General features: G+C 54.1%; 15 protein-coding genes. 9 read left to right on the forward strand and 6 right to left on the reverse strand.

The window, feature by feature from the left end:
• Positions 1-50: 50 nt before the first annotated feature.
• On the reverse strand, positions 51-3974 hold the full coding sequence (locus RBB63_RS16160) for a beta strand repeat-containing protein (protein ID WP_309386007.1): 3924 nt from the start codon (positions 3972-3974) through the stop codon (positions 51-53).
• 628 nt (positions 3975-4602) lie between these two features.
• On the opposite strand from RBB63_RS16160, the gene RBB63_RS16165 reads away from it, so the two are divergent.
• Genes RBB63_RS16165 through RBB63_RS16195 form a run of 7 tightly spaced genes read left to right on the forward strand, consistent with a single transcriptional unit; the run spans position 4603 to position 10501 of the window.
• Positions 4603-5031: a PqqD family protein gene (locus RBB63_RS16165; protein WP_309386008.1), complete on the forward strand. Its 429-nt coding sequence runs from the start codon at positions 4603-4605 to the stop codon at positions 5029-5031.
• Positions 5032-5036: 5 nt separating this feature from the next.
• Entirely contained in the window at positions 5037-6092 is a 1056-nt protein-coding gene (locus tag RBB63_RS16170; protein ID WP_309386009.1) for a hypothetical protein, read from the forward strand.
• A gap of 1 nt (position 6093) precedes the next feature.
• Positions 6094-6786, forward strand: coding sequence for a glycosyltransferase family 2 protein (locus RBB63_RS16175; RefSeq protein WP_309386010.1), 693 nt, complete (start codon positions 6094-6096; stop codon positions 6784-6786).
• A complete protein-coding gene (locus tag RBB63_RS16180; protein WP_309386011.1) occupies positions 6783-7529 on the forward strand; it encodes a glycosyltransferase family 2 protein in 747 nt (248 codons plus the stop codon). Before RBB63_RS16175 ends, RBB63_RS16180 begins: the two co-directional genes overlap by 4 nt.
• A 46-nt stretch (positions 7530-7575) precedes the next feature.
• On the forward strand, positions 7576-8259 hold the full coding sequence (locus RBB63_RS16185; protein WP_309386012.1) for a glycosyltransferase family 2 protein: 684 nt from the start codon (positions 7576-7578) through the stop codon (positions 8257-8259).
• Between the two features lie 5 nt (positions 8260-8264).
• On the forward strand, positions 8265-9401 hold the full coding sequence (locus tag RBB63_RS16190) for a nucleotidyltransferase family protein (RefSeq protein WP_309386013.1): 1137 nt from the start codon (positions 8265-8267) through the stop codon (positions 9399-9401).
• Positions 9401-10501, forward strand: a complete 1101-nt coding sequence (locus RBB63_RS16195; protein ID WP_309386014.1) for a glycosyltransferase — start codon at positions 9401-9403, stop codon at positions 10499-10501. The genes RBB63_RS16190 and RBB63_RS16195 overlap by 1 nt, the downstream gene beginning before the upstream one ends.
• 6 nt (positions 10502-10507) lie before the next feature.
• Here the strand turns inward: RBB63_RS16195 and RBB63_RS16200 are convergent, their stop codons facing one another.
• The 4 genes from RBB63_RS16200 to RBB63_RS16215 all read right to left on the reverse strand — a co-directional run bounded on the left by RBB63_RS16200 (position 10508) and on the right by RBB63_RS16215 (position 17813).
• Positions 10508-14410, reverse strand: a complete 3903-nt coding sequence (locus RBB63_RS16200) for a beta strand repeat-containing protein (RefSeq protein ID WP_309386015.1) — start codon at positions 14408-14410, stop codon at positions 10508-10510.
• Positions 14411-14563: 153 nt separating this feature from the next.
• Positions 14564-16210 carry a sensor histidine kinase gene (locus tag RBB63_RS16205; protein ID WP_309386016.1) on the reverse strand — a complete coding sequence of 549 codons (1647 nt, stop codon included), beginning with the start codon at positions 16208-16210 and terminating at the stop codon, positions 14564-14566.
• Between the two features lie 2 nt (positions 16211-16212).
• Positions 16213-16869 carry a response regulator transcription factor gene (locus RBB63_RS16210; RefSeq protein ID WP_309386017.1) on the reverse strand — a complete coding sequence of 219 codons (657 nt, stop codon included), beginning with the start codon at positions 16867-16869 and terminating at the stop codon, positions 16213-16215.
• A 272-nt stretch (positions 16870-17141) separates the two neighbouring features.
• A complete protein-coding gene (locus RBB63_RS16215; protein WP_309386018.1) occupies positions 17142-17813 on the reverse strand; it encodes an HAD hydrolase-like protein in 672 nt (223 codons plus the stop codon).
• Positions 17814-17942: 129 nt separating this feature from the next.
• Between RBB63_RS16215 and hemN the strand changes: the two genes are divergently transcribed.
• Entirely contained in the window at positions 17943-19307 is a 1365-nt protein-coding gene (gene hemN / locus RBB63_RS16220; protein ID WP_309386019.1) for an oxygen-independent coproporphyrinogen III oxidase, read from the forward strand.
• Here hemN and xylA read toward each other — a convergent pair.
• Complete coding sequence (xylA, locus tag RBB63_RS16225) at positions 19304-20611, reverse strand: xylose isomerase (RefSeq protein WP_309386020.1); 1308 nt, start codon at positions 20609-20611, stop codon at positions 19304-19306. The two genes, hemN and xylA, sit on opposite strands and share 4 nt — an antisense overlap.
• A 110-nt stretch (positions 20612-20721) precedes the next feature.
• Between xylA and RBB63_RS16230 the strand changes: the two genes are divergently transcribed.
• Complete coding sequence (locus tag RBB63_RS16230; RefSeq protein WP_309386021.1) at positions 20722-21468, forward strand: AraC family transcriptional regulator; 747 nt, start codon at positions 20722-20724, stop codon at positions 21466-21468.
• Positions 21469-21541: the final 73 nt, after the last annotated feature.

Below are 21541 nucleotides of genomic sequence, written 5' to 3' on the forward strand. Positions count from 1 at the left end.
ATTATTTAGATGACTTTTTTGCAACAAATGCGCCGCCACCCACCTCTGACTTAATCGCTGACCTCAACATCGACGTAGAGGAAGATAGGATCTTCCGCTATAGGGAACACTGTCATTACTTCTTCGTAGTCATCATCGATGGGGCGTATATCACCCGCATCTGGTGAGGGGTCCGCCCCATCAGCCAACACATCTACCCATGCTTCCAAATCATAGCTGCCGTAAACCGTGTAGACGATCTCACTGGAATCAATGAGCCGCACGAAGCTGTAGAAAACAGCGCCCGAGCTATCCACACTAAAGCTCGGCAAGTAGTCCTCATTCACGGTCTCGCTGCTTGGGTCACCCAGGCCAAACGCATAGTAGAGAATGTTCTCCAGGCCGTTATCAGACCAATCCAAATCGTCATCCGAACCGTCGGCGGCCAAGCCATACTCAGTGCGGAATCCTGCCATATCGTCCGAGTAGCCGACCGTGAGGGTCAGGCTGGTTGACCCCCAATCACTGCTCCACGCCAGGCCGTCGCTCAAGTCCGGCAGGCTAAGTGAAACCCCGTTATCGACCAGTGTAGTGTAATTCAGCACCGTAAAGGAGTCGCCGACGTTGGGCGTGAAATCATCGATCAGGTCGATGGTTAAAGCGCCCGCCAGGGTAACGGTTCCGGTGACGGTCAGCACGTCATATTCCGTGCCGGCGGTGGTTCCCCCCAGCTCCAGCACCAACTCCCCCGAGGAGCTCTGCTGATAATCCCCATCCACGGTCACCGCAGCCGGTGAGGCGCCCGGGCTGAAGATGCCCGAAGTATTGGTCAAATTCCCCAGAACATCCATCGCCTTCAAGGTCGCGCCATTAGCCAGTTTGAAGGTCGCATTGGTTCCGATTTGGAGCGTGCCCCCCACTGACAAGGCCGCTCCATCGTCGAGGTAAATGCCATTACCAGCCGAGCTCCCCGTAATGAGTGAACCGGAGATGTCCGCCATGGTTCCGACGCCGGTAAACGTTGCGGTGGACGCATTGCGCACGTAAACGGTCGTCCCATAAAACGCCGCGCCGTCTTCTACCTTGAGGGACGACCCCTTTGCATCGTGGTTTTTCCCCACGGCTAGCGAACTGCTGAAGGAGGCGCTGGAGTCGGCGCCGCTGACCAGGAATGTGGCCAGGCCTTTCACCCCAATAATCGCCGTATCATCGGTGACTTCCTGGTAGTCAAATTGCGCGCCATCGGTGATTTCCACATCACCGGAAGCATATTTCACCGAAGCCACCTCGAAGCGTGACGCGCCAGTGTTTTCAATGGTCAGGCTAGAATAGTCACCGTATTCATCGGAGTCCTGGACGACCACCTTTCCGTAGCCGACGGAGCCAACGTAGAGCTGGGAAGTTTTGACAGCGCTCAAATATGAGACCGTTAAAGTCCCGCTCGCACTGCCGTCACCGCTGCCTAGAATAATACCGGGCAGGCTCCCCGATGTCGCGTAGAATCCCATGTTTAACACTCCTACACCATTCTGATTAAGACCTACATAAATTGAGCCTGTAGAGGTGAGCAACGCACCATCGTTCAGATCAATCTGGCCGGTCGCATTATCTCCGATATAGCAGTCATCACCAAAATTAAGGGACCCGGCATTACTGTAAATCCACAGAGTTGTCAGTGCGCCGCTCTGCCCCAAATAGCTCTTTCCTCCTACTGAGAAGTTGCTGGTCATCTCAATGTCCACGACACCGCCAGCGGCGCCAGCATAAAGATCTCCAGAGACATCAATGAATGCGTTGGAATACAGATCAGCGACTCCGCCTTGGTAGCCGAGGTAGAGTGCGCTTCCGTTAGCATTCCAAGTTGTAACGTCAAAATTTACAGAGGATTCGCCATACTCCCCCAAGTGAACGTCAGCATTCGTAGTAAACGAACCTTCAATCTCCCCACTGACTTCAATTCCACCGTATTCGCCGCTATTCCAACCAGCGTAGAATGCTTCATCCAGAGTCACCGTGCCGTCCAAATATATTTCTGGCGTAACGCCAGTACCAGAGACAAGTACGTATCCAGTGGTGGGCAAGCCAGACGTTGACCCGTTGCCAATAATCACGTTGCTGTTATCACTGACATAGAAGGAACCATTTTCACCAACGAGAAGATTTCCCTCCAGCGTAAGACTGCTTTGGATGGAATCAGTCGACTCCACGCTGAAGGTCGAAGCCTCACTGTCGTAGTTCTGGTTATCATGCAGACTCAAAGACAGGTCGCCAGCGACCTGAAACGACGCCCCATTCTGCACCAGCACTTCCGAGAGTGCGTCAACGATTATGCTGAAGTCCGTTCCCACGGTGAGCGTGGCGTCGTCCACCGTCAGCTTCCCACTGCCTGAGCCTTCATCGCCGATATCAAACCCATTCGTCACCGCCAGCGTCCCACTGGAGATCGTTACTTCGCCGTAGCCGTCTTGACCAATTCGGACGCTCCCCGCCGAGCCTTGAGCGTTTTCCCAATAGCCAACACTGCCGCTAACCGCGCCAACAGTGACACTGCCGCCCAGGCTCACACTCCCCGTTCCGGCATGCGTCAGGGTTCCGGTTCCACCATCATCTCCAATGACTAGGGCTTCGTTGGAATCCGCCAGTAGCAGTGTGCCGCCGTCTTCCACCAGCACTTTACCCGCCAAGCCGGACACGCTGCCGATGCTCACCGACCCGTCCTCAATCCTCCAGGTGGCGTCTTCCTCTACCGTGACGTTCGTGACGCCACTGCTACCCACCACATTGATTTGGTTGCCCCAGGTCGAGTAGCTGCTCGCTTCATCGCCAATGGCAAAGTTGGTTTTTCTGTCGGCTAAAGCAAATGTCGCGGTCCCGTCGCCATTGGTCGCATCGCCAACCGTCATCGCGCCAATATGTATGGTGGTTTCATCTAAGCCTTTAAGAGAAAATTTCGACTCCCCACCTCCCGGGCTGACTACCAAATTGTCAGTGGTATACGAACCTTGTTCAATAACCTGAAAGTCGGCGGTATTCCAGAGACGCGTGACGCCAACCACGTCGAGCGTGCCGTAAACCTGTATCACAGCCGCGCTGTTCGCTGAGGCGGTCGCCGTACCGCCTACTGTTAGATTGGCAGCCTGCATGTAGGAATCTTCACTAGCGATTAATAGATCACCATCCGATCCGCTCTGGCGGCCCACATACACGTCGTGGCTCGCGTATAAGCTACCATCGCCCGTGATAGAGATTTTTCCAACTCCTTGATCGCCCACATAGATATCATTCGAGGTCACGTTGAGGGTAGAATTAGAAAGTAAAATTTTACCATATGAATCGCTGCCGATAATGCCCAACCTCAACAGTCCCCCGACCGTCATTTCCGCGCTATCTTGCAGCTCAACCGTTCCTTCACCATAAAGGCCGACATTCAGGTTAGCGGCAATTTCTGCCGTGGCGGAAGTCAGATCTTTGTCGAGAGTCAAGTACCCAACCGATTGGAGTTCAGCACCTATGGTAACGTAGTCATCCACATCCAAGAGACCATCGATGATGCTTACCGTACCAGTCGCATTGTAATTGCCGATGAGGATTTTGTGCGCGTACCAGGTAGAGTCGTTATCAATTATGAGGGTCGCATCCGCATTATTCCTAGAGCCAATCTCGGCCACGCTTGCCGTAGTGAATGTCGCGCTGCCATCCGAGCCGACGGCAAGGGTAGGAGTATCGTAAACACGGCCCAAATACAGGGTGTTCACGCTGATCGACTGATGCGCCAGGATTTCCACCGTTCCGCTAACCGGCGCATCGAAAAAGACATCTGCGTTGAAGGAGGGCACAGATAAACTATACCAATTCGCGGGATTGTTCCAGTATCCGTTCGAACCACCGCCCGACCATGTATATACAAGGCCCTGCAGCGAAGTGGAAGCGCCCAGTAATAGTAAGGAAATGAGGCCAGCCTTGGCGCCTCGTTGTGTGCCGATACAGCGAAACATCGGCGCATTATACCGACGGAATATGAAGATTTCCTTAGCGAGCGCTGAAGCAGCGTCAAAAAAGTCTAATCGAATCCGGTTAATCTGTCCCGATGCCAAATTTCAGCCTCCAGCACAGCGGAGCGAGCGCGGCAGTTTGAAATGGTCATTTGACCACAAAAATGCGCTCAAGCGAAGTTCGTTTGGCTAATTAGAGCGCTTTCAGGTGTTTATTGCCAAACCCACTGGTGGTTTTTAACAGAAAACACTGGGGCAAACTGACAAAACCCACTGGTGTTTTCTGACAGAATGCCCCAGTGTTTTGCGCCACAACCAACCAGTGTTTTCCAACACAACCAACCAGTGTTTTGCGCCACAAAACACCTAAGGGTTCCGCCACAACCGACCAGAGGGTTGCGGCAGAAAACACCAGTGGGTCTTGGCGAAAAGGTGGAGCCCGGTGTCCCTACCGGGCTAGTTTCATCCAGCGGGGTGACGAAGAGGCGCCATCCACCACCAGGCAACCACAAGCAGCAACCGAGGTACCTGCCCCACTCAGGCCGAATCTATCGATTAGCTAAAAGCGCTCTCCTCCCCCATTATAAGATAATATCTTGTCAATACGTTCCATTGTCACTGTTATAAGGTCATGCCTACAATCTACTACCGTAAAAAAGGTCCGGACATTGTCACAGAATCGATGGATGGCGAAGTGGTGATCATCGATATCGACACCGGCGCTTACTACAGCTTGGAAGAAGCAGGGGCGTACGCCTGGAACAACCTGATCGCCGGCGCCTCCAAAGACGCAGTTGTCAATGTCCTTAAAAGCAAATTTCCCGAGGCAAACGTTGATGAGCAAATCAGCACGTTAATCGCCTCCTTGGGTGATGCTGGCTTATTGTGCGAGGCAGAAGCGCCCGCAGCGGAGGCGCCCCTAAGCGAGGACCTCCCAGCAAGTTGCGAAAAATTCAACTTGGAGTGCTACACCGATATGAAAGACCTGCTGATGCTCGACCCGATACATGAAGTCGAGGAAGCTGGCTGGCCTCATCGACGCGAAGACAGTGTAAGCTAGGTTGGATGATGGCAGCACCAGTCGAAACTGGTTTCTTTGAGCAAACGATCGAATCCATTCAGCGGTTCACTACCCGTCAAGCCTGCGCGACGTTAAGCCGCTCATTTGATCAGGCGATGCCGCCGATCACCGCAACCTTTGGCTCCAATGAGATGCAGGAGCGCATGGGACGGGCATGGCGACTCTTCGCGGACCCAACGCCTCACAAAGAAGCTTTCCAATTTTACTACCTCGACGAAGCGACGTCAGGGTTTCCCATGCCGGAGCTTCCCTGCCAGTTGGAAGACATTGGCGTTCAAGGCGTGATCCATGGCCTGCACGAAGCAGACCGCAAGGCCGTCTGGCAATCCGGCTCACGCGCGCTTTATCTGTTCGACCGCCAACAGGGCTGGGGCTTGTTTTGGACGAAAGACGCACGGCAGCTCCCCCACTGGGAATCCAGCTTCCCACTGCGCTACGTCATCGCCTGGCTTGGAGAAGGCAACCCGGGTCTGCTCGCCCATGCTGGCGCCGTGGGCATTGATGGCCGCGCCGTTCTCTTAGTGGGCAAAGGCGGCAGCGGGAAATCCACCACCTCACTCTCTGCCCTCGCCCACGGCATGGAATTCCTCGGCGATGACTACACACTGGTCCAAGCGGGCAAGCAGCCCACGGTTCATGCTCTGTCCACTGCCGCAAAAATAGATCAGGGACGTTTGCCAATGCTTGGCCTAACGGATTGTGAATGCCACGAACTCGGCGTGACCGAAGAAACAAACAAACGTGTCATCTACCTCGAAACCGACTTCGCCGCGCAATTCAGGCGGCAAAGCCAGCTGTGTGCGATCATGCATCCGATGATCGACGCCAATGGACCACGCATCGAGCCAATGAGCAAGGCCGCCATGCTAAGGGCATTGGCTCCGAGCACGATTTTTCAAATTCCCACCAACAGGCAGAATGTCTTTAAAAAGCTGAGTCAACTAGTGGCGGAGTTGCCCTGTTTCTGCTTTCGCGTTGGTCCTGATTTGAGCGCCAACGCTTCCCTTCTCAAAGAGCACCTCTTAACACCAACCGTTTAATATGGACCAACCACTTGTCACTTCTGGAGTTGCCGCCTACAATGCAGAGGCCTTCATCGCCGAGACTATTGAAAGCATTCTGGATCAAAGCTACTCGCCACAGGAGATCATCATCGTCGACGATGGATCCACGGATAAGACACCGGAAATCATTGCCCAATATCCGGGCGTCAGGTTGATCCAACAAACCAATCAGGGTGAAGGCGCTGCGCGCAACCGCATCATCCAGGAAGCACAAGGTAAGTACATCGCATTTCTCGATCACGATGACAAGTGGCGCCCGGAGAAATTAGCGAAGCAAGTCGCAGCGCTGGAAGCCGACCCGGAAATTGATTTCGCGCTTTCACGCATCCAGGTGCAAATCCAAGCCGGATCAGAAGATGCCCCCTGGGCGCTTGTCGAGAAAACGGAAAAAGTAGGCGGTTTTCTTCCCAGCACCCTCATTGCTCCCAAGGCTACGTTTGCTAAAGTTGGCTTCTTTCAGACAGACTTCAAAGCGGGCACGGACTTTGATTGGTTCAACCGAGCCTTCGACTTAAAGCTCAAGCACATCATGATCGAAGAGCAACTGGCTGTCCGGCGCGTCCACAGCGGCAACTCAATCCGCGAGCGTGAGCAGATGAAGGAAATCATATTTAAGAGCATACGCGCCTCCATCCAGCGCAAGAAACAGCAAAAGATCGCCGCATCATGAGCATCGACATCTCTGTTCTCATCCCGGCTTACCAGGCGGAAAAATACCTCGCGGAGACGCTGGCGAGTGTGCATGCGCAGACTTTTTCTCCCGCAGAAATTATCGTCGTCAACGATGGCTCCACCGACGCGACGGGAGACATCGCAAGCGCGCATGGAGCAAGCATAATCCATCATGAAACCAACCTGGGCATTTCAGATGCGGTCAACCATGGAATCGCACAATGCCGCTGTGAGTGGGTTGCTTTTTTGGATGCAGACGACCTCTGGTTGCCCGAGAAACTGTCCCGTCAAGTTGAGCGCCTCAACCAACTCGGCAAGGCGGCAGAGCACACCTGCGTGTTTACGCACCTTGAGCAGTTCATCAGCCCAGATCTATCCTCCGAAGAAAAAGCCAAGATAGTCCTCGAAAACACTATCCTGCCCGGCGCCATAAAATCCACCCTCCTCATGCATCGCAGCGTGTTTGACCGCGTGGGAAAGTTTGACCGAAAATGGCGTGTGGGCGACTTCATCGACTGGTATGCCCGCGCCAAAGAACTCGGCATTGGCGAAGCCATGTTGCCGGACGTGTTAGCCCGCCGCCGCATTCATGCTTCCAACATGAGTCGCAAAGATCATAGCGAACGCAAAGACATGGCCGCCATCCTGCTGCAATCCATCAAACGGCGACGCGCCATGCAAAACAAAGATTTCTCACCAGCCGACGACCACTCACCTCACCCTTCGCCTAATCCCAGTTAGAGCCGCTACACTCAAAGAAACTTTGCACTGCAAAGCATTACTGATCATGAGCCAACCTACTGTCACTTCCGGCATTGTCGTTTACAATGGAGAAGATTTTCTCAGCGAAGCCATCGAAAGCGTCCTCGCACAAACTTATGTTCCGCAGGAAATTATTGTAGTCGACGATGGCTCCACGGACGCAACGCCTGATATTGCTTGCTGCTATCCACAAATACGTCTCATCCAGCAGGAAAATCAGGGAGAAGGCGCGGCGCGCAACCGAGTCATCCAGGAAGCAAGCGGCGACTACATCGCGTTTTTGGACCATGATGATTGCTGGGTTCCCGAAAAGTTAACCAAGCAAGTTGAGGCGCTACAAGCCGATCCAGAACGGCAGTTTGCGCTGTGTCGGGTGAAAATAAAAATCGAACCCGGCACAGAGGACACCGAATGGGCGCTGACCGAAAAAACAGAGCAAATCGGCGCTTACTTTCCCAGCGCCCTGCTCGCGCGCAAATCGGCATTTAACCAAATAGGCGGTTTTCGCACAGACGTTGCCGTAGGCGTGGATATCGACTGGTTCCTGCGTTCATTTGATCATGAGGCTCCCCATATTACCCTGGAAGAGCCATTGTTCATCCGTCGCATACACGGCAGTAATGCAATGAAACAGCACGACTATATGCGGAAAAGCATGTTTCTTTTTTTGCGCGAATCAATCAAACGCAAGAAGCAGAAAGACACATAAGAGCCATGAAACCACTCATTCGACCAAACGAACCGGCAAGCTGGCTAAACCCCTATGGCTACTGGCCCAAGGGCGAGCATTGGGATATATTACTCGCCATCTATCAAGGTGATGATGATGCGCTTGAACGCTGGCGCAAGGCGACTGACATTGACACCACTGATTCCGGCATGCTGCGCATGCTTCCCCTCTTGTACCGACGGCTGAAAAATGAGCGACCAGATGACGCCTCGATGCCACGGCTCAAAAGTAAATATCGCTACACCATTTACCGCAACAACCTCACGCTTCATCGTCTCCGTGGCGTCGTCGAAGCTTTGGAAGCAGCAGGCATCCCGGTGCTCTACATCAAAGGCCTCTCCCTAGTCATCAAATACTATCAGGACATCGGCCTGCGCCCAATGAACGATTGGGACATATCAGTCCCCTTCAAGGACTACGAGCGTGCTTGCAACATCATTGCCAGCTGTGGCTTCAATCCGCAGATCCCGGTATCCAACTCCTACCGCCATGTGCGCTCCAGCCAAGGTTGGGAAGATGCAAACTCATTTGAAATCGACATTCACTGGCGCTGCCTCCCTGGTCGCATACGCGGCGACTTGCCTGCAGTCTGGAACCGAGCGACCAAACATGACTTCCGGGGCATGCAGATTTTAACGCCATGCGCCGAAGTCGATTTGCTAGGTGTCCTACACCATGGCCTGTCTCCCAACCCGACTTCTCCGATTCGCTGGGTGGCTGACTCCATCGAAATCCTAGACAAAGCCGAGATCGACTGGGATCTCTTTTTGTCCTTATGTCCAGGTGGGGAATTTCGTAAAAAGTTGGGCCCCGCTTTTCGATTCATCCACGCACTGCGACCCGAATGGGAGCTGCCGTTTGTCGAGGAATATTCGGGACGCCTCGAAGACTTGCGCGAAGACTATACACCGCAGAAAAGAGATGCGGGCATCTGGCCATACATCCAAACCAGCTATTCCTTATACCGCGAAGTATCGGAAAAAGAATCTCCATGGACGAAGCTGCGCTTTTCACGCCATTACCTGCGTTACCACTTTTCATTAGCTGACGATGAATCCCTCGCGGGTGATCTTTCCAAGCGCGCACTACGACGCGTTAGCCCAGGAGCCGCCACTGCCTGATGCGTCTGGCCATCACCACAGTCATCGTCCCTGACCCCCGCTACGAAGGCGCGGCGCGCCGCTTGCAGCACATCACAGACCTGCTCCGTCAGCGCGGGGTGTCAGTCACTCTCTTGCCCCTGCATCGAGAATTTCGAACAATGGATGCTGGCTCCATTAGTGAGCGAATAGAGCAATGGCGCCAGCATGGCCTCGCCATCGCCGAAACCAATTGGCAAGCAAATGTTCAACATCACCCGTATGACATAGTCTGGCACGATAGCTACCTAGCTGCTGAACAATCCATGGGCTTCATCCGGGAAAAGTGCCCGGGCACACGCCAAGTATTTGATACCGTAGACCTTGCTCATGTGCGTTATTTTCGCGAAGCCAAAGTCATGAGAAATCAGCGGCAACTGCTGCGCGCAATGGCCACGAAGCGCAGTGAAATTCAACTCGCGACCCAAGCTGACTTCACCTTGGCGATCAGTCAGGACGAAGCCAGAACCTTGCAACAACTGGCGCCGCAGGCACGCATTCTCACCGTGCCCAACGTTCACCCTCGACCATTGAAAACGCCAGGCTTCACCGCGCGCTCCGGCCTGGCGTTCATTGGCTCATATCACCACACGCCCAACCCCGATGCGGTGCACTGGCTTTGCGATGAGCTCTGGCCCCGCTGCCTTGAACTCGCGCCTGATCTGCAACTATCGATCATTGGGAACGGTCCGCTGGATGATGATAAAATAGCCCTAACTCCCAATATGAAACGACTTGGCTATGTGGAGGACTTGGCGACGTGCTTACAAGGGCTGCGCATCACAGTCGCGCCCCTGCGCTTTGGCGCCGGCATCAAAGGCAAAGTATTGGAAAGCATTTGCCATGGTGCGCCCGTTGTCGGAACCGAAATTGCCGCCGAAGGATTAAACATGCCCCCTGGAGCAGGCATTCGGGTGACGCATTCCGCTGAAGACTTTGCCCGAGCGGTGGTCCAGCTGTATCACTCTCAAGCTATCTGGGAACAGACCATTCACCAGGGCATCGATGTGATCGATCAGCATTTCACCCAAGCAGCTGTTGGAAAAGAATTGGATAGTCTGTTGGCGAGTTTGAAGAACTAGAGCACTTTATTCATTCGCGGCCTCCTCCCTGGTCTCGACGTCGACGTAGAGGAAGACCGGATCGCCCTCCCCTTCAAAGACCATATAGACATACTCGTAGTCATCGTCGATGGCGGCCACTTCACCATAGGTTGGCGCCGGGTCTGCACCTTCAGCAAAGATATCCACCCACGTGCTCAGGTCGTAACTGCCATACACCGTGTAGGTGACCTCGCTGGAATCGATCAGCCTCACGTAGCGAAAATAGACATCGCCCAACTCATCCATGTCGTAAGTCGGCAAGTAGGCTTCGTTGACTATCGCGACACTTGGGTCGCCCAGATCAAATGCGAAATAGAGAATATTCTCCAAGCCGTTGCCCGACCAGTCGGCGCTGTCGTCGGAGCCATCTTCGGCCAGGCCATACTCCAGGCGAAAGCCGGTCAAGTCAGCGGAATAACCAACCGTCAACGTGAGGCTCGTAGCGCCCCAGTCAATGGCCCACTCCAGCCCCGCATCCAGATCCGGCAGGCTGAGCGAAACACCGTTATCGACCAGTGATGCATAGTTCAGCACGGTGAACACATCGCCGCCGCTCGGCGTGAAATCGTCGATCAGTTCGACGGTCAAGGCGCCAGCCAGGGTGGCGCTTCCGGTAATCGTTAAGACGTCGTATTCCGTTCCGGCAGTCGTGCCGCCCAATTCGAGGAGCAGCTCCCCCGACGAAAGCTGCTGATAATCGCCCTCCACGGTCACGGCGGCGGGTGAGGCACCCGGGCTGAAGATGCCGGAAGTATTGGTCAGGTCGCCGATCACGGACATCGCATACAGAGTCGCGCCGTTCAGCATTTCGAACGTATTGATGCTACTGAGGTGAAGGTTATCGACCTTAAGGATGGCGCCAGCGTCGACCGTAAATTGATTCGATCCAGAGGCGTGATTGAGATTTAGCTTCCCCGATAAACTCACCAACGTTCCCTCGCCAGTGGCTGTGCCCAATGCGCCATTCCGAACCTGCAGCGTTGTTCCGTAAAATTCTGCACCGTTTTCCACCGTGAGTTCCGAGCCGGTGCTCGTGCTGCCGTTCCCCATGCGAACAGCGCAGCTAAACGAAGCTTTGGAGCCTGTCCCGCTGACCCGCATTTTGCCCACGCCAGACCGGCCGATGGTGGCTCGGTAATCGGTTAAATTCTCGTAGCGCAGTTCGCCACCGTTGTAAATCTCCACAGTGCCGGTCGAGTTTTCATAATTTCCAATGCGCAACTCCGAGGTATCCGAATCCTCGATGGTCAGGAGGCTGCCCGACACATAGGCGTACCCGTTGCCATACTCACCGACCATCACTTGCCTCACCGCGACATCGGAGCCGTTGTAGAGGTTTAAAAAACCGTTCGTCCCACTGGACCCACCGGCGAGAATCACGCCGGGCAGGCCATCCACGTCGCCACTGGCGTTAAACGTCAATTCGCCATGTCCGCCATTGCCCCCCACGTAAACCGTGCCGTCCATATCCAGGGTGCTTTCATTCGACAGGGTCGCAAAACCAAAGCCCAGATCGCCCAAGTGTAAGTCGCCCCCCAGGGTCAGCGCGGACGCGTCGAGTGTGACATCGGCAGTGGTCGCCGTTAATAAGCAACCGAAGTAGGCGTCATCCGAGATCGATAGCTGGCTGGCGGAATCCAGCGAAACGGACACGTAATTGCCATACTGCACCATATCCGATTGGACAGCGAGCGAGGAGCCGTTTGTCAACGCTATCGAGGCTGAGCCTGAGTTGCTGTAATTGCTACTGTCTCCCATCGCGAAGCTGCCTCCATTGGCCTGCCAGTGCGCGCCGCCATCGATCTCAACAATCGCGTCGCCCGCCAAGCCAAGGTTGACCGCGCTCTCGGTGGTCAGCGAACCCGAGGCATTCAAAATCTCCAGTTTGCCCAACTCATTAAACAACCGCCCAACGTGCAATGCGGGCGAGATCGTCGCTTGCCCATTGTCCACCGACAACGTGCTGACATCCGACACGTCTGCATTCGACACCAGCACATAAGCCCCGCCACTGAGGTCGCTCGTATCGCCGGTGCCGATCAAGACCTGGCTGTTCGCGTCGATGGAAAACGTGCTGTGTTGTTGCACCAAACAATCCTGCCCAATGCTGACGCTGGAGAACGTTCCATCCGTGGACTGGACGGTAAACGTCGAGCCCGCGGAGTTCCGGTTCGCGACCGTTAGCGAATCCGTAATTTGCAAGCTGCCTTCGTTTTGAACGGTCACCTCGGAGGCTGCATTCGCATACAGCGTAAAGTAACCGCCAACCGTTAACTCCGCGTCATCGACGATGAGCTTGCCGCTGCCAATACCATTGCCACTGCCGATCTCAAACTCATCCGTCACCGCGAGCAGGCCACTAAAGAGCTGCAATTCCCCATAGCCAATGGAGCCGGCATGGACACTGCCCGCCGTTCCCCGGGCATTCGCCCACAGGCCCGTGCTCGAGCTACCGTCGCCCACGTAAACCGGGCCATCAAAATCCAGGCTGCCCGACCCGATCTGATTCAAGGTGCCCGCGCCGCCGTTTTCTCCGATGGTTAGGTAGTCCACCGATTCCGCCAGCCGCAGCGTCGCGCCATGATTCACCAAAACTTCGCCCGCCAATCCCGAGACGCTGCCAATGCCCATTGCCCCACCTTCAATGACGAGTGTGGTCTCGTCGATAATGGTTACATTGGAGGCGCCGCTACTGCCGACGATGCTGACTTGGTTGGCAGGCGTCGTGTAGCTGTCAGCCTCGTCGCCGATGGCAAAGACACCGTCATGGTTGCCCAAGTTAATGTAGGCAGTGCCTCCGGGGTTCGATGGATCACCGACCGTCAACGTTCCAATCCTGAATACAGTAAGATCATCCGACTGAAAAACGCTCAAGGTCGCATCGCCGCCGTATGGCCATAGCTCCGCCGTATCCGTGATGAAGCTGGCTTCATTTAACAAAGTCATCGTAGCACCATAGCCCAATCGCGTGTTCCCGCTCACCTCGATTTCGCCAAAGGACCACACCGTGGGATCGGCGCTGTATTTGCCGCCCACATACAAGTTGCCCGCCTCGAAGTAGCTGCTGCCTTCGTTGAGGCGCAGCTCACCATCCGAGCCCGCCCGATTCGCCACATACACATCCGCATTGGCAAAAACGCTGGAGTTAATCCCGAGGTAGAAGGTGCCCTTCCCCTCGTTACCAATGATTAAATCGTCCGAAGTAACGTTCAACGTGCTGTTGTTCTTCACATTCACGAAGCCCTCGGAACCACTGCCACCGTAGCCCAGCCGCATGAGGCCGCCCACGGTCACTTCCGCCTCGTCCAGTTCCACATTTCCGTAGCCATACAGTCCGACATTCAAATTGCCCCCAACGTCCACGGTAGATTCTCTTTCCGCTTCGAGATAACCACTGGCCGATAGATTGCCGCCGAGTGAAATGTAATCATCTACATCCAAATACCCCTCGTAAACCCGAACCTTACCAGTAGCATTAAGCGCTCCGATAAGGATACTATCGGCATCCCAAGTCGAAAAATATCGGAGCTGAACTGTCGCATCAGCACTGTTCTGATATCCGACTTCCGCGATACCATGCGTGGTGAACGACGCCGTGCCACCATTCCCCAATATCAAACCGTAGGTGTCATTGCTGCCGCCGAAATAAAACTTATTCGTCTCAGCGGACACACCGCTGCTGATCGTGATGGTTCCAGTGTTTACATCCACGTAAACATCGTCCCGATAACTCGGCGGCACGAACGGATTCCAGTTTGTCGGTAAGGACCAAGAGTTATCTGTAGCACCTGTCCAGTTCGTGCCATACAGGGATGCACTGGCGCCCAATGAAATAATCCCAATTAGGCTTTTAAAGAAACGAACTGACTGTTGCGAAGAAAGAAACATGGCGCGCATTATACATGCGCGACATGAAAGGATTCTTAAAATATGACACTAAATTAATATAATTCTCTCGGTCGCCACCCCATTTACCTGAAAAAAGGCCCCGCAACCAAGGCGACGGCTACGTTCTATTGGCAGAAAAGCATCGTTCAGCACTCAATGAGCAAGCAGTTCAAGATCCGCTTGCTCATGATTAAGTTCTCCATACGGCAAGAAAATGGAGAACACGGTTTCAACATTCGGAATGCTGGTAACCTCCAGTGAGCCACCGTGCGCCTCGATAATTGCCTTGGAAATGGATAAACCAAGGCCGACATTTAAACTCCGCTGAACCGTGCGCGAACGACTCTCTTGGAAAAAACGGTCAAACAGTCGCTTCAAGTTATCCGGTTGAATCCCTTTGCCGTTATCAATCACATCGATACGCGCATAGTCTTTTTCAGCTATGGTGCGAAGGGTGATCGTCACTGGGGAGGCATTATGCTGCAAGGCGTTGTTGACCAAGTTGGTTACGACTTGCTCCAGTCGAAACGGGTCAAAGGTGGCCCGCACAGGCTGAAGATCCAACTTAAATTTAGAGCCTTTCTTCGAGATGATCGCCTCCAAATCCTCCGCCAGGCAATCCATGAGTTGATCCAGCGGCAATGGCTCCAACTCCAGTTTGAAGCGACCAGAGTCATAATGCGTCAGCTCCAGCAAATCATCCGTAATGCGCTTAATCCGCCGCACAGATCGGTCGCACGCATCAAGAATCTCCTCATGTTCTTCAACGGTGCGCTTGCGTTTGCGCCCCAGATCCACCTGCGCCATGAGCGTGGTAAGCGGTGTCCTCAACTCGTGTGAAGCATCCGCAGTGAAACGGATCTGCCGTTCGAATAAATCGTCCAACTTCACAAATGTATGGTTGAGGTTATCCGTCATGTGGACGAGTTCCGTCGTATTGCCCCCCGCACCTTCGGGTATTCGCTCTTTAAGATTTCCCTTGGCGATCAACCCGGTGGTGCGCTCAATCACCCTAAACGGAACCAGAGATCGAGAGACGAACCAACCACCAATCGTCACTCCCAGAATAAAGATAACCAGAACACTGCCAGCAATTTTCCATCTCAACAAAGCCAGATCAGCATAAACAGATTCTAAATCAAACCCCACCAGAACAGGCGCCGTGGGGTTGCCGTAAAACATTTCCCGATAATGACCATCCCGGATTCGCTTCAGGTATCCTCTTGCCTGAGGAGGTGTGTCAATCTGGGGCGCGTTCTCCGAACGATAAAAGATTTCCCCCGTTCGCCCATTCCAGGTAATGCAGTAAAATCCCAGATAAGCTAAATGCCGCTCGACGCTGTGAAACGGACCAGTTGCGCTGAACACATCTCCTACGGACTCATTGCCACCGGGGACAAACGCTCGGTTATCAACCACCCATCCATCCGAGGCAGGCAGCTCCGCCGCTGCCAGATCAGTATTTTCTGGCGGCGCTTCGCTGAATTCCCTTGACCTATCATCGTGTCGGGGCCCTTCATCGCGTCGGGAACCCTCATCACGCCGGGACCTTCCACCTTGATCTGGCCCTGATCTGCGCGGCCCATCACCACGCCGACGAGTCCCGCCAGACGCCATACCAGTAGCACGCACCAGTGGGTGCATCGTCTGGTCGAGCGTAAAGTCGAGCTCGTTCAAGGTGTGCTGGCGCTCATTATAATAAAAAGCAACACCAAGAATTAATAAGACGACACCAAGGATAACTGCGTGCCACGCCTGGATTTTCCACTTGAGCGAAATCATCATAGGCGCCTCAGCCACTGTTAAGGTTTGGGAATAATGTAGCCGACTCCCCGCCGATTTTGGAGAAAATCTTTACCCAGTTTTTTTCGAATGTTATAAATTTGAACATCAAGCACATTGGAGAATGCCTCTTCATCCTCAATAAGCAACGCTTCACACAGTTGATCGCGACTGATAATCTTGCCTGCATTGCGCGCCAAGTGCTCAACGATTTTAAACTGTCCGGCGGTTAACTTAACTGGCTCTCCATCAAGGGTAATCCCATAACTGGAAACGTCGATGATCACCCGCCCCAAATCGATTATATTCTCCGCCATCCCCATAGAACGCCGAGCCAGCGCCCGAACGCGGGCAATCAGCTCAGGCGTTTCGTAAGGCTTTGCCATGTAGTCATCTGCGCCATTATTCAGGCCGTAGATACGGTCATCCAGTTGCCCAAGCGCAGTCAGCATTAAGACCGGGGTAGCCTTTGTTCGACGCAGTTTTTTGAGCACAGCCCACCCATCTGCCTCGGGCAGCATGACGTCCAAAATAATAATGTCGAAATCCCAGTTTTCAGCGCGGTAAAGCCCTTCCAACCCGTTCACTTCACACTCGACGGAAAAGCCCTCTTCTTCAAGAGAGCGTGTCAGGGTTTTCCTGACGTCATCATCATCTTCAACTAGAAGAATTTTCACAGTCGTACCTATAAGCATGCACTAAGTTTAACAGGTCAATATGAATGTATTCTTAATCTCCGTTAACCTACCGCAAAATAATGATTAATTTAAATCAGCGCCAGCTCTCTGCGTCAACTATTCCCACTGAGAAGTTTCTCGAAAGGGCCAAATCGACCTAGTCCCTGCGGGGAACTTCGGAAGGGATCTTTTGGATTCTTCGAGCCGGATCGCCATCGCGTCGGTATTAATGTGGATCAAGTGCTGATTTCCAGACACTGCCTAGACAGCGCCTAAGCCTTTTCATCGCGGAGCCAAGCCAAGAGCTCAAGCGGCTGATCCACAACTTGGTCGGGCTTTTGCTTTTCGAGCACTTTGCGCAAATTGAAGCCCCAGGTAACGCCCACTGAGCGCACCTCAGCCTTACCTGCAGCTTTAAGGTCACGGCACTCGTCACCGATATAAATCAGCTCATCCGGCTCAAGTGTGAAAGTTTTCAGGATGGCCCTAAGATTCTTGGCTTTACCGCTCAATTTGCTCGTGGTGCTAATGAAATCGAAAAATGCGAGGTCTTCTTTCTGCAGGAACGCTTTGACGTTGGCTTTCGCATTCGATGTCAAAATTCCGAGCGTTTCCACGTGAGGACGCAGCTCACGGAGAAGTTCCGGCATCCCGACGATGGGTTGGATTTCGCCAATGCGCTTGCCAAAAATCCGGCGTCCTTCGCGGACCATCGATGGGATTTTCATCCGCGGAATGTCATACTCGCGGATGAACTGCTTCATCGTCAAATTGCGGGCGCTGGGCAGGTCTTCCGGCTTCACGGGCTTGTAACCGTAGACGGGCGCCAAGCGGTTATAGAGCTTCACGGCGTCGTTAAAGGTATCGGCAATGGTTCCGTCGAAATCGAAAACGACAGCAGATGGTAAGCGCTTGGCCTGGGCGGACATATCAGCGTGCAGCATTCAGGCGATGTCTCCGATGGCAAATGCAAAGCGCCAGTTGACCGGCAATTTTGCAGAATTGTGTCATTGGCGCAACGAAGCCTTTTAACGTGCAATCCAGCTAGTTCCGGCTAAATTTAACGGGATACCATGGATCTCAGCGAAACAGACCTTGCCCTGATCGAAAAATACCAGCGCCCCGGGCCACGCTACACCAGCTACCCGCCGGCCAATCACTTTGCGCCGGTCGAAGATCCAGCAGACGTGCTTGCTTCAACCGAGGCGTCGACCGCACCGCTTTCGCTGTATTTTCACCTGCCTTTTTGCGAGACGCTCTGCTGGTTCTGTGGCTGCCACACCATCACCACGCTCAAGCGCGACCGCGCCGATGATTACTTAGACCTGATCGAACAGGAACTCGCACTCTTTGCGCAACGCCTCAAGCCCGGACGTGAAGTCGTGCAAATGCACTTTGGCGGCGGCACGCCCAACTTTTTCACTGGCGCTCAGCTTGACCGTCTGGGGCAGTTGATCCATGGGCATTTTCAATTTGCCAGCGATGCGGAAATTTCCGTCGAGCTGGACCCGCGTCGACTGGAATCCGAACACGTGGCCGCCTTTGCCCGCATGGGCGCCACCCGCGCCTCATTTGGCGTGCAGGACTGCGATCCCGCTGTCCAAAAGGCCATTCACCGCGAGCAACCGCACGAGCAAAACATCGCCGCGATGCAACTCCTGCGCGATCATGGCTATACCTCCGCCAACATCGATTTAATCTACGGCCTGCCGCTGCAAAACTGCGACAGCTTTAACCGCACTCTGGACGCGGTGCTCGCGCTGGAGCCGGACCGTTTTGCCATTTTCAACTACGCTCATGTGCCGTGGATGAAGCCCGCTCAGAAAAACCTTGAGCGTTACGACATGCCAACGCCACGCGAGAAAATCGACCTGCTCCAACTTTGCATCACAAAGCTTACTGGCGCAGGCTATGAATACATCGGCCTCGATCACTTTGCCCTTCCCGATGACGAGCTCGTCATAGCGCAGCAGAACAAGACGCTGCAACGCAATTTTCAAGGCTACAGCACGCGTGCTGGCGTGGAAATTTGCGGCTTCGGCATTTCGTCGATCTCGCAGTCCTCTGGCGCCTATCGGCAGAACGTCAAAGACCTGGACAGCTACCGCCAAAGCTTATCCGAAGGTAGGCTGCCCATCACGCGTGGCTATGTATTGACCGAAGAAGACAAGCTGCGCAGCGCCGTCATCATGCGGCTCATGTGCAACCTGTCGCTCGATTTCGAGGCCTTGTCGAACGAATGGCGCATCGATTTTCGTCAGCATTTCGCTATTGCGATTGAACAGCTGGAAGAACCCGCGCAGGACGGCTTAATTCAGTGGACCGATACCGGGTTTGACGTCACCAATATCGGCCGCCTGTTCATCCGCAACCTCGCGATGCTGTTCGACGCCTACCTTGCGCCGAGCACCGAGAAACGTTACTCGTCAACGGTCTAAAGGAACTCGTTCATGAGGTTCTCCAGCATTTCCTGACGCCCACTGGCAAGCGCGGGCTCGCCGTTGGCAAGGGCGATTTGCTCCAGCTCTTCAAAGCTGCATTGGCCAGCTTCAACTTTCTGACCAAGCTCGCCATCGAAGGTGCTGTAGCGTTGCTTAACGAAGTCGGCCAAGCGGCCGTCATTGCGGATAGCGGAGGCGATTTTCAGGCCGCGGGCAAATGCGTCCATGCCGCCGATGTGCGCGTGCATGAGGTCGATCGGGTCGTGGGATTCGCGGCGACGTTTGGCGTCGAAATTTAAGCCACCAGTCGTGAAGCCACCCATCTCCAGCACCTTGAGCATGACTTGCGTCGTGCCGTATATATCGGTCGGAAACTGGTCCGTATCCCAACCGATAAGCGTGTCGCCGCGGTTGGCGTCGATGCTGCCCAGCATCCCCGCATTGATGGCCACGGTGAGCTCGTGCTCCATCGTGTGCCCGGCCAAGGTGGCGTGGTTGGTTTCAATGTTAAGGCGGAACTTTTCCATAAGCCCATATTCACGCAGGAAATTCAAGCATGCTGCCGAATCGCTGTCGTATTGATGCGTGGAAGGTTCGCGTGGCTTGGGCTCGATGTAGAACGGCCCGTCAAAACCAATCTTTTTGGCGTAATCAACGGCCATGTGCAGGAAGGCCGCAAGGTGATCGAGCTCACGCTTCATATCGGTGTTCAGCAGCGAAGCATAGCCTTCACGCCCACCCCAGAATGTGTAACCGAGTCCATCGAGCTCCTTGGTGCAATCGAGCGCCTTTTTCACCTGCGCTGCGGCATAGGCATAGACGTTGAGGTCTGGTGACGTGGCTGCACCCTGTGCATAGCGGGCGTGGCTGAAAAGGCATGCCGTGCCCCATAAAAGCTGAACCCCCGTTTCGCTCTGCTTTTCCTTAAGCTTCGCCACGACGGCATCGAGCGCCTGATTGGAGGCGGCCAAATTACCCAGCTCTGGCGCAATGTCGCGATCATGCCAGCAATAGTATTCGATGCCGATTTTATCGAGAAATTCGAAAAACACGTCGACCCGCTTCAGGGCGTTATCGACCGAGTCCGAACCATCATCCCATGACATGAGCGCGGTGCCGCCGCCAAACGGGTCGCCCAATACATTGCGCATGACGTGCCAATAAGGCGCCGCAAAACGCAAGTGTTCCTTCATCGGTTTGCCATCCACCAGCTCATCGGCGCTGTAATGCTTGAAAGCGAGCGGATTTTTGGACTTCGGGCCTTCGTAGGCAATGCGGTCACAGTCAAAATACTGGGTCATTATTCGAGTGGGTTTTAGGTTATGAATTGGGCAACGTTAGTCTCATTAGTATAGCAGATAAGCAGGTGATTTGAATTGCAAGTGACGGCAAATACTTTGCATTTTCAATCATGCTCGACGAAATCGACGCACTGCCCGAGCAACTGGGGCTGGAAACTCTGAACACCGTCATTTCCCTATTTGACGTTGTTCCCGACGTATTATTCTGGTTTAAAGACCGGAACCTTCGCATTTGGCGGCTGAACCATTCATTTGCTGATCGCGTCAAGCTGTCCAAAGAAGAAATCATCGGAAAAACAGACGCCGATCTGTATTTCCCCGAGCTCGCGCGCGTCTTCATGGCCGATGACGAGCAAGTCATGCGCACTGGCAAGCCAATCTGGCGCAAAGTCGAGCTGCTCACCAACCGCTGGGGCGGCGTGGAATGGCGATCAACGACCAAGCTCCCGGTGCGTGGCCAAGCCGGAAAAATCGTTGGCACAACCGGTATTTCTCAGCCCCTCACGGAGTCTCCCGACCGGCTCCCCCCCGAGTATCGCGCCTTCAGTCATATTATTGAATACTGCCGCGACAATCTGGCTGAAGGCGTCGATGTTGAGCAAATGGCCAGCCACGCAGGCATGTCCTTGGCCACGTTGACCCGACGTTTCCGCAAGCATTTGCAGATCAGCCCTGGAGAATTCCTGGCTCAGCTTCGTCTGTCGCGCGCGTGCCAGCTACTGGGAGACTCGCCGCTAAACGTAACCGAGATCTCACTCGAATGCGGTTACGAAAGCCCAGCGGCGTTTTCACGGGCGTTTCGCCGCCAAATGCAGCTTTCTCCGCGAGAATACCAGCAGACACAAACTCACACCTAGTGTGGTGTCAGCGAAGTTCGCTGCATAAATACTGAACCTTACCGAGGATCAGATCTGCGTCCGCTGTCCACTT

The organism is Cerasicoccus frondis, from assembly GCA_031296915.1.
Classification (GTDB): Bacteria; Verrucomicrobiota; Verrucomicrobiia; order Opitutales; family Cerasicoccaceae; genus Cerasicoccus; species Cerasicoccus frondis.

What these genes read in the sequence shown, in the direction of transcription:
- RBB63_RS16160 (WP_309386007.1), bottom strand. Translation starts at nt 3,974, where the DNA reads ATGTTTCGCTGTATCGGCACACAACGAGGCGCCAAGGCTGGCCTCATT.
- RBB63_RS16165 (WP_309386008.1), top strand. Translation starts at nt 4,603, where the DNA reads ATGCCTACAATCTACTACCGTAAAAAAGGTCCGGACATTGTCACAGAA.
- RBB63_RS16170 (WP_309386009.1), top strand. Translation starts at nt 5,037, where the DNA reads ATGATGGCAGCACCAGTCGAAACTGGTTTCTTTGAGCAAACGATCGAA.
- RBB63_RS16175 (WP_309386010.1), top strand. Translation starts at nt 6,094, where the DNA reads ATGGACCAACCACTTGTCACTTCTGGAGTTGCCGCCTACAATGCAGAG.
- RBB63_RS16180 (WP_309386011.1), top strand. Translation starts at nt 6,783, where the DNA reads ATGAGCATCGACATCTCTGTTCTCATCCCGGCTTACCAGGCGGAAAAA.
- RBB63_RS16185 (WP_309386012.1), top strand. Translation starts at nt 7,576, where the DNA reads ATGAGCCAACCTACTGTCACTTCCGGCATTGTCGTTTACAATGGAGAA.
- RBB63_RS16190 (WP_309386013.1), top strand. Translation starts at nt 8,265, where the DNA reads ATGAAACCACTCATTCGACCAAACGAACCGGCAAGCTGGCTAAACCCC.
- RBB63_RS16195 (WP_309386014.1), top strand. Translation starts at nt 9,401, where the DNA reads ATGCGTCTGGCCATCACCACAGTCATCGTCCCTGACCCCCGCTACGAA.
- RBB63_RS16200 (WP_309386015.1), bottom strand. Translation starts at nt 14,410, where the DNA reads ATGTTTCTTTCTTCGCAACAGTCAGTTCGTTTCTTTAAAAGCCTAATT.
- RBB63_RS16215 (WP_309386018.1), bottom strand. Translation starts at nt 17,813, where the DNA reads ATGCTGCACGCTGATATGTCCGCCCAGGCCAAGCGCTTACCATCTGCT.
- hemN (WP_309386019.1), top strand. Translation starts at nt 17,943, where the DNA reads ATGGATCTCAGCGAAACAGACCTTGCCCTGATCGAAAAATACCAGCGC.
- xylA (WP_309386020.1), bottom strand. Translation starts at nt 20,611, where the DNA reads ATGACCCAGTATTTTGACTGTGACCGCATTGCCTACGAAGGCCCGAAG.
- RBB63_RS16230 (WP_309386021.1), top strand. Translation starts at nt 20,722, where the DNA reads ATGCTCGACGAAATCGACGCACTGCCCGAGCAACTGGGGCTGGAAACT.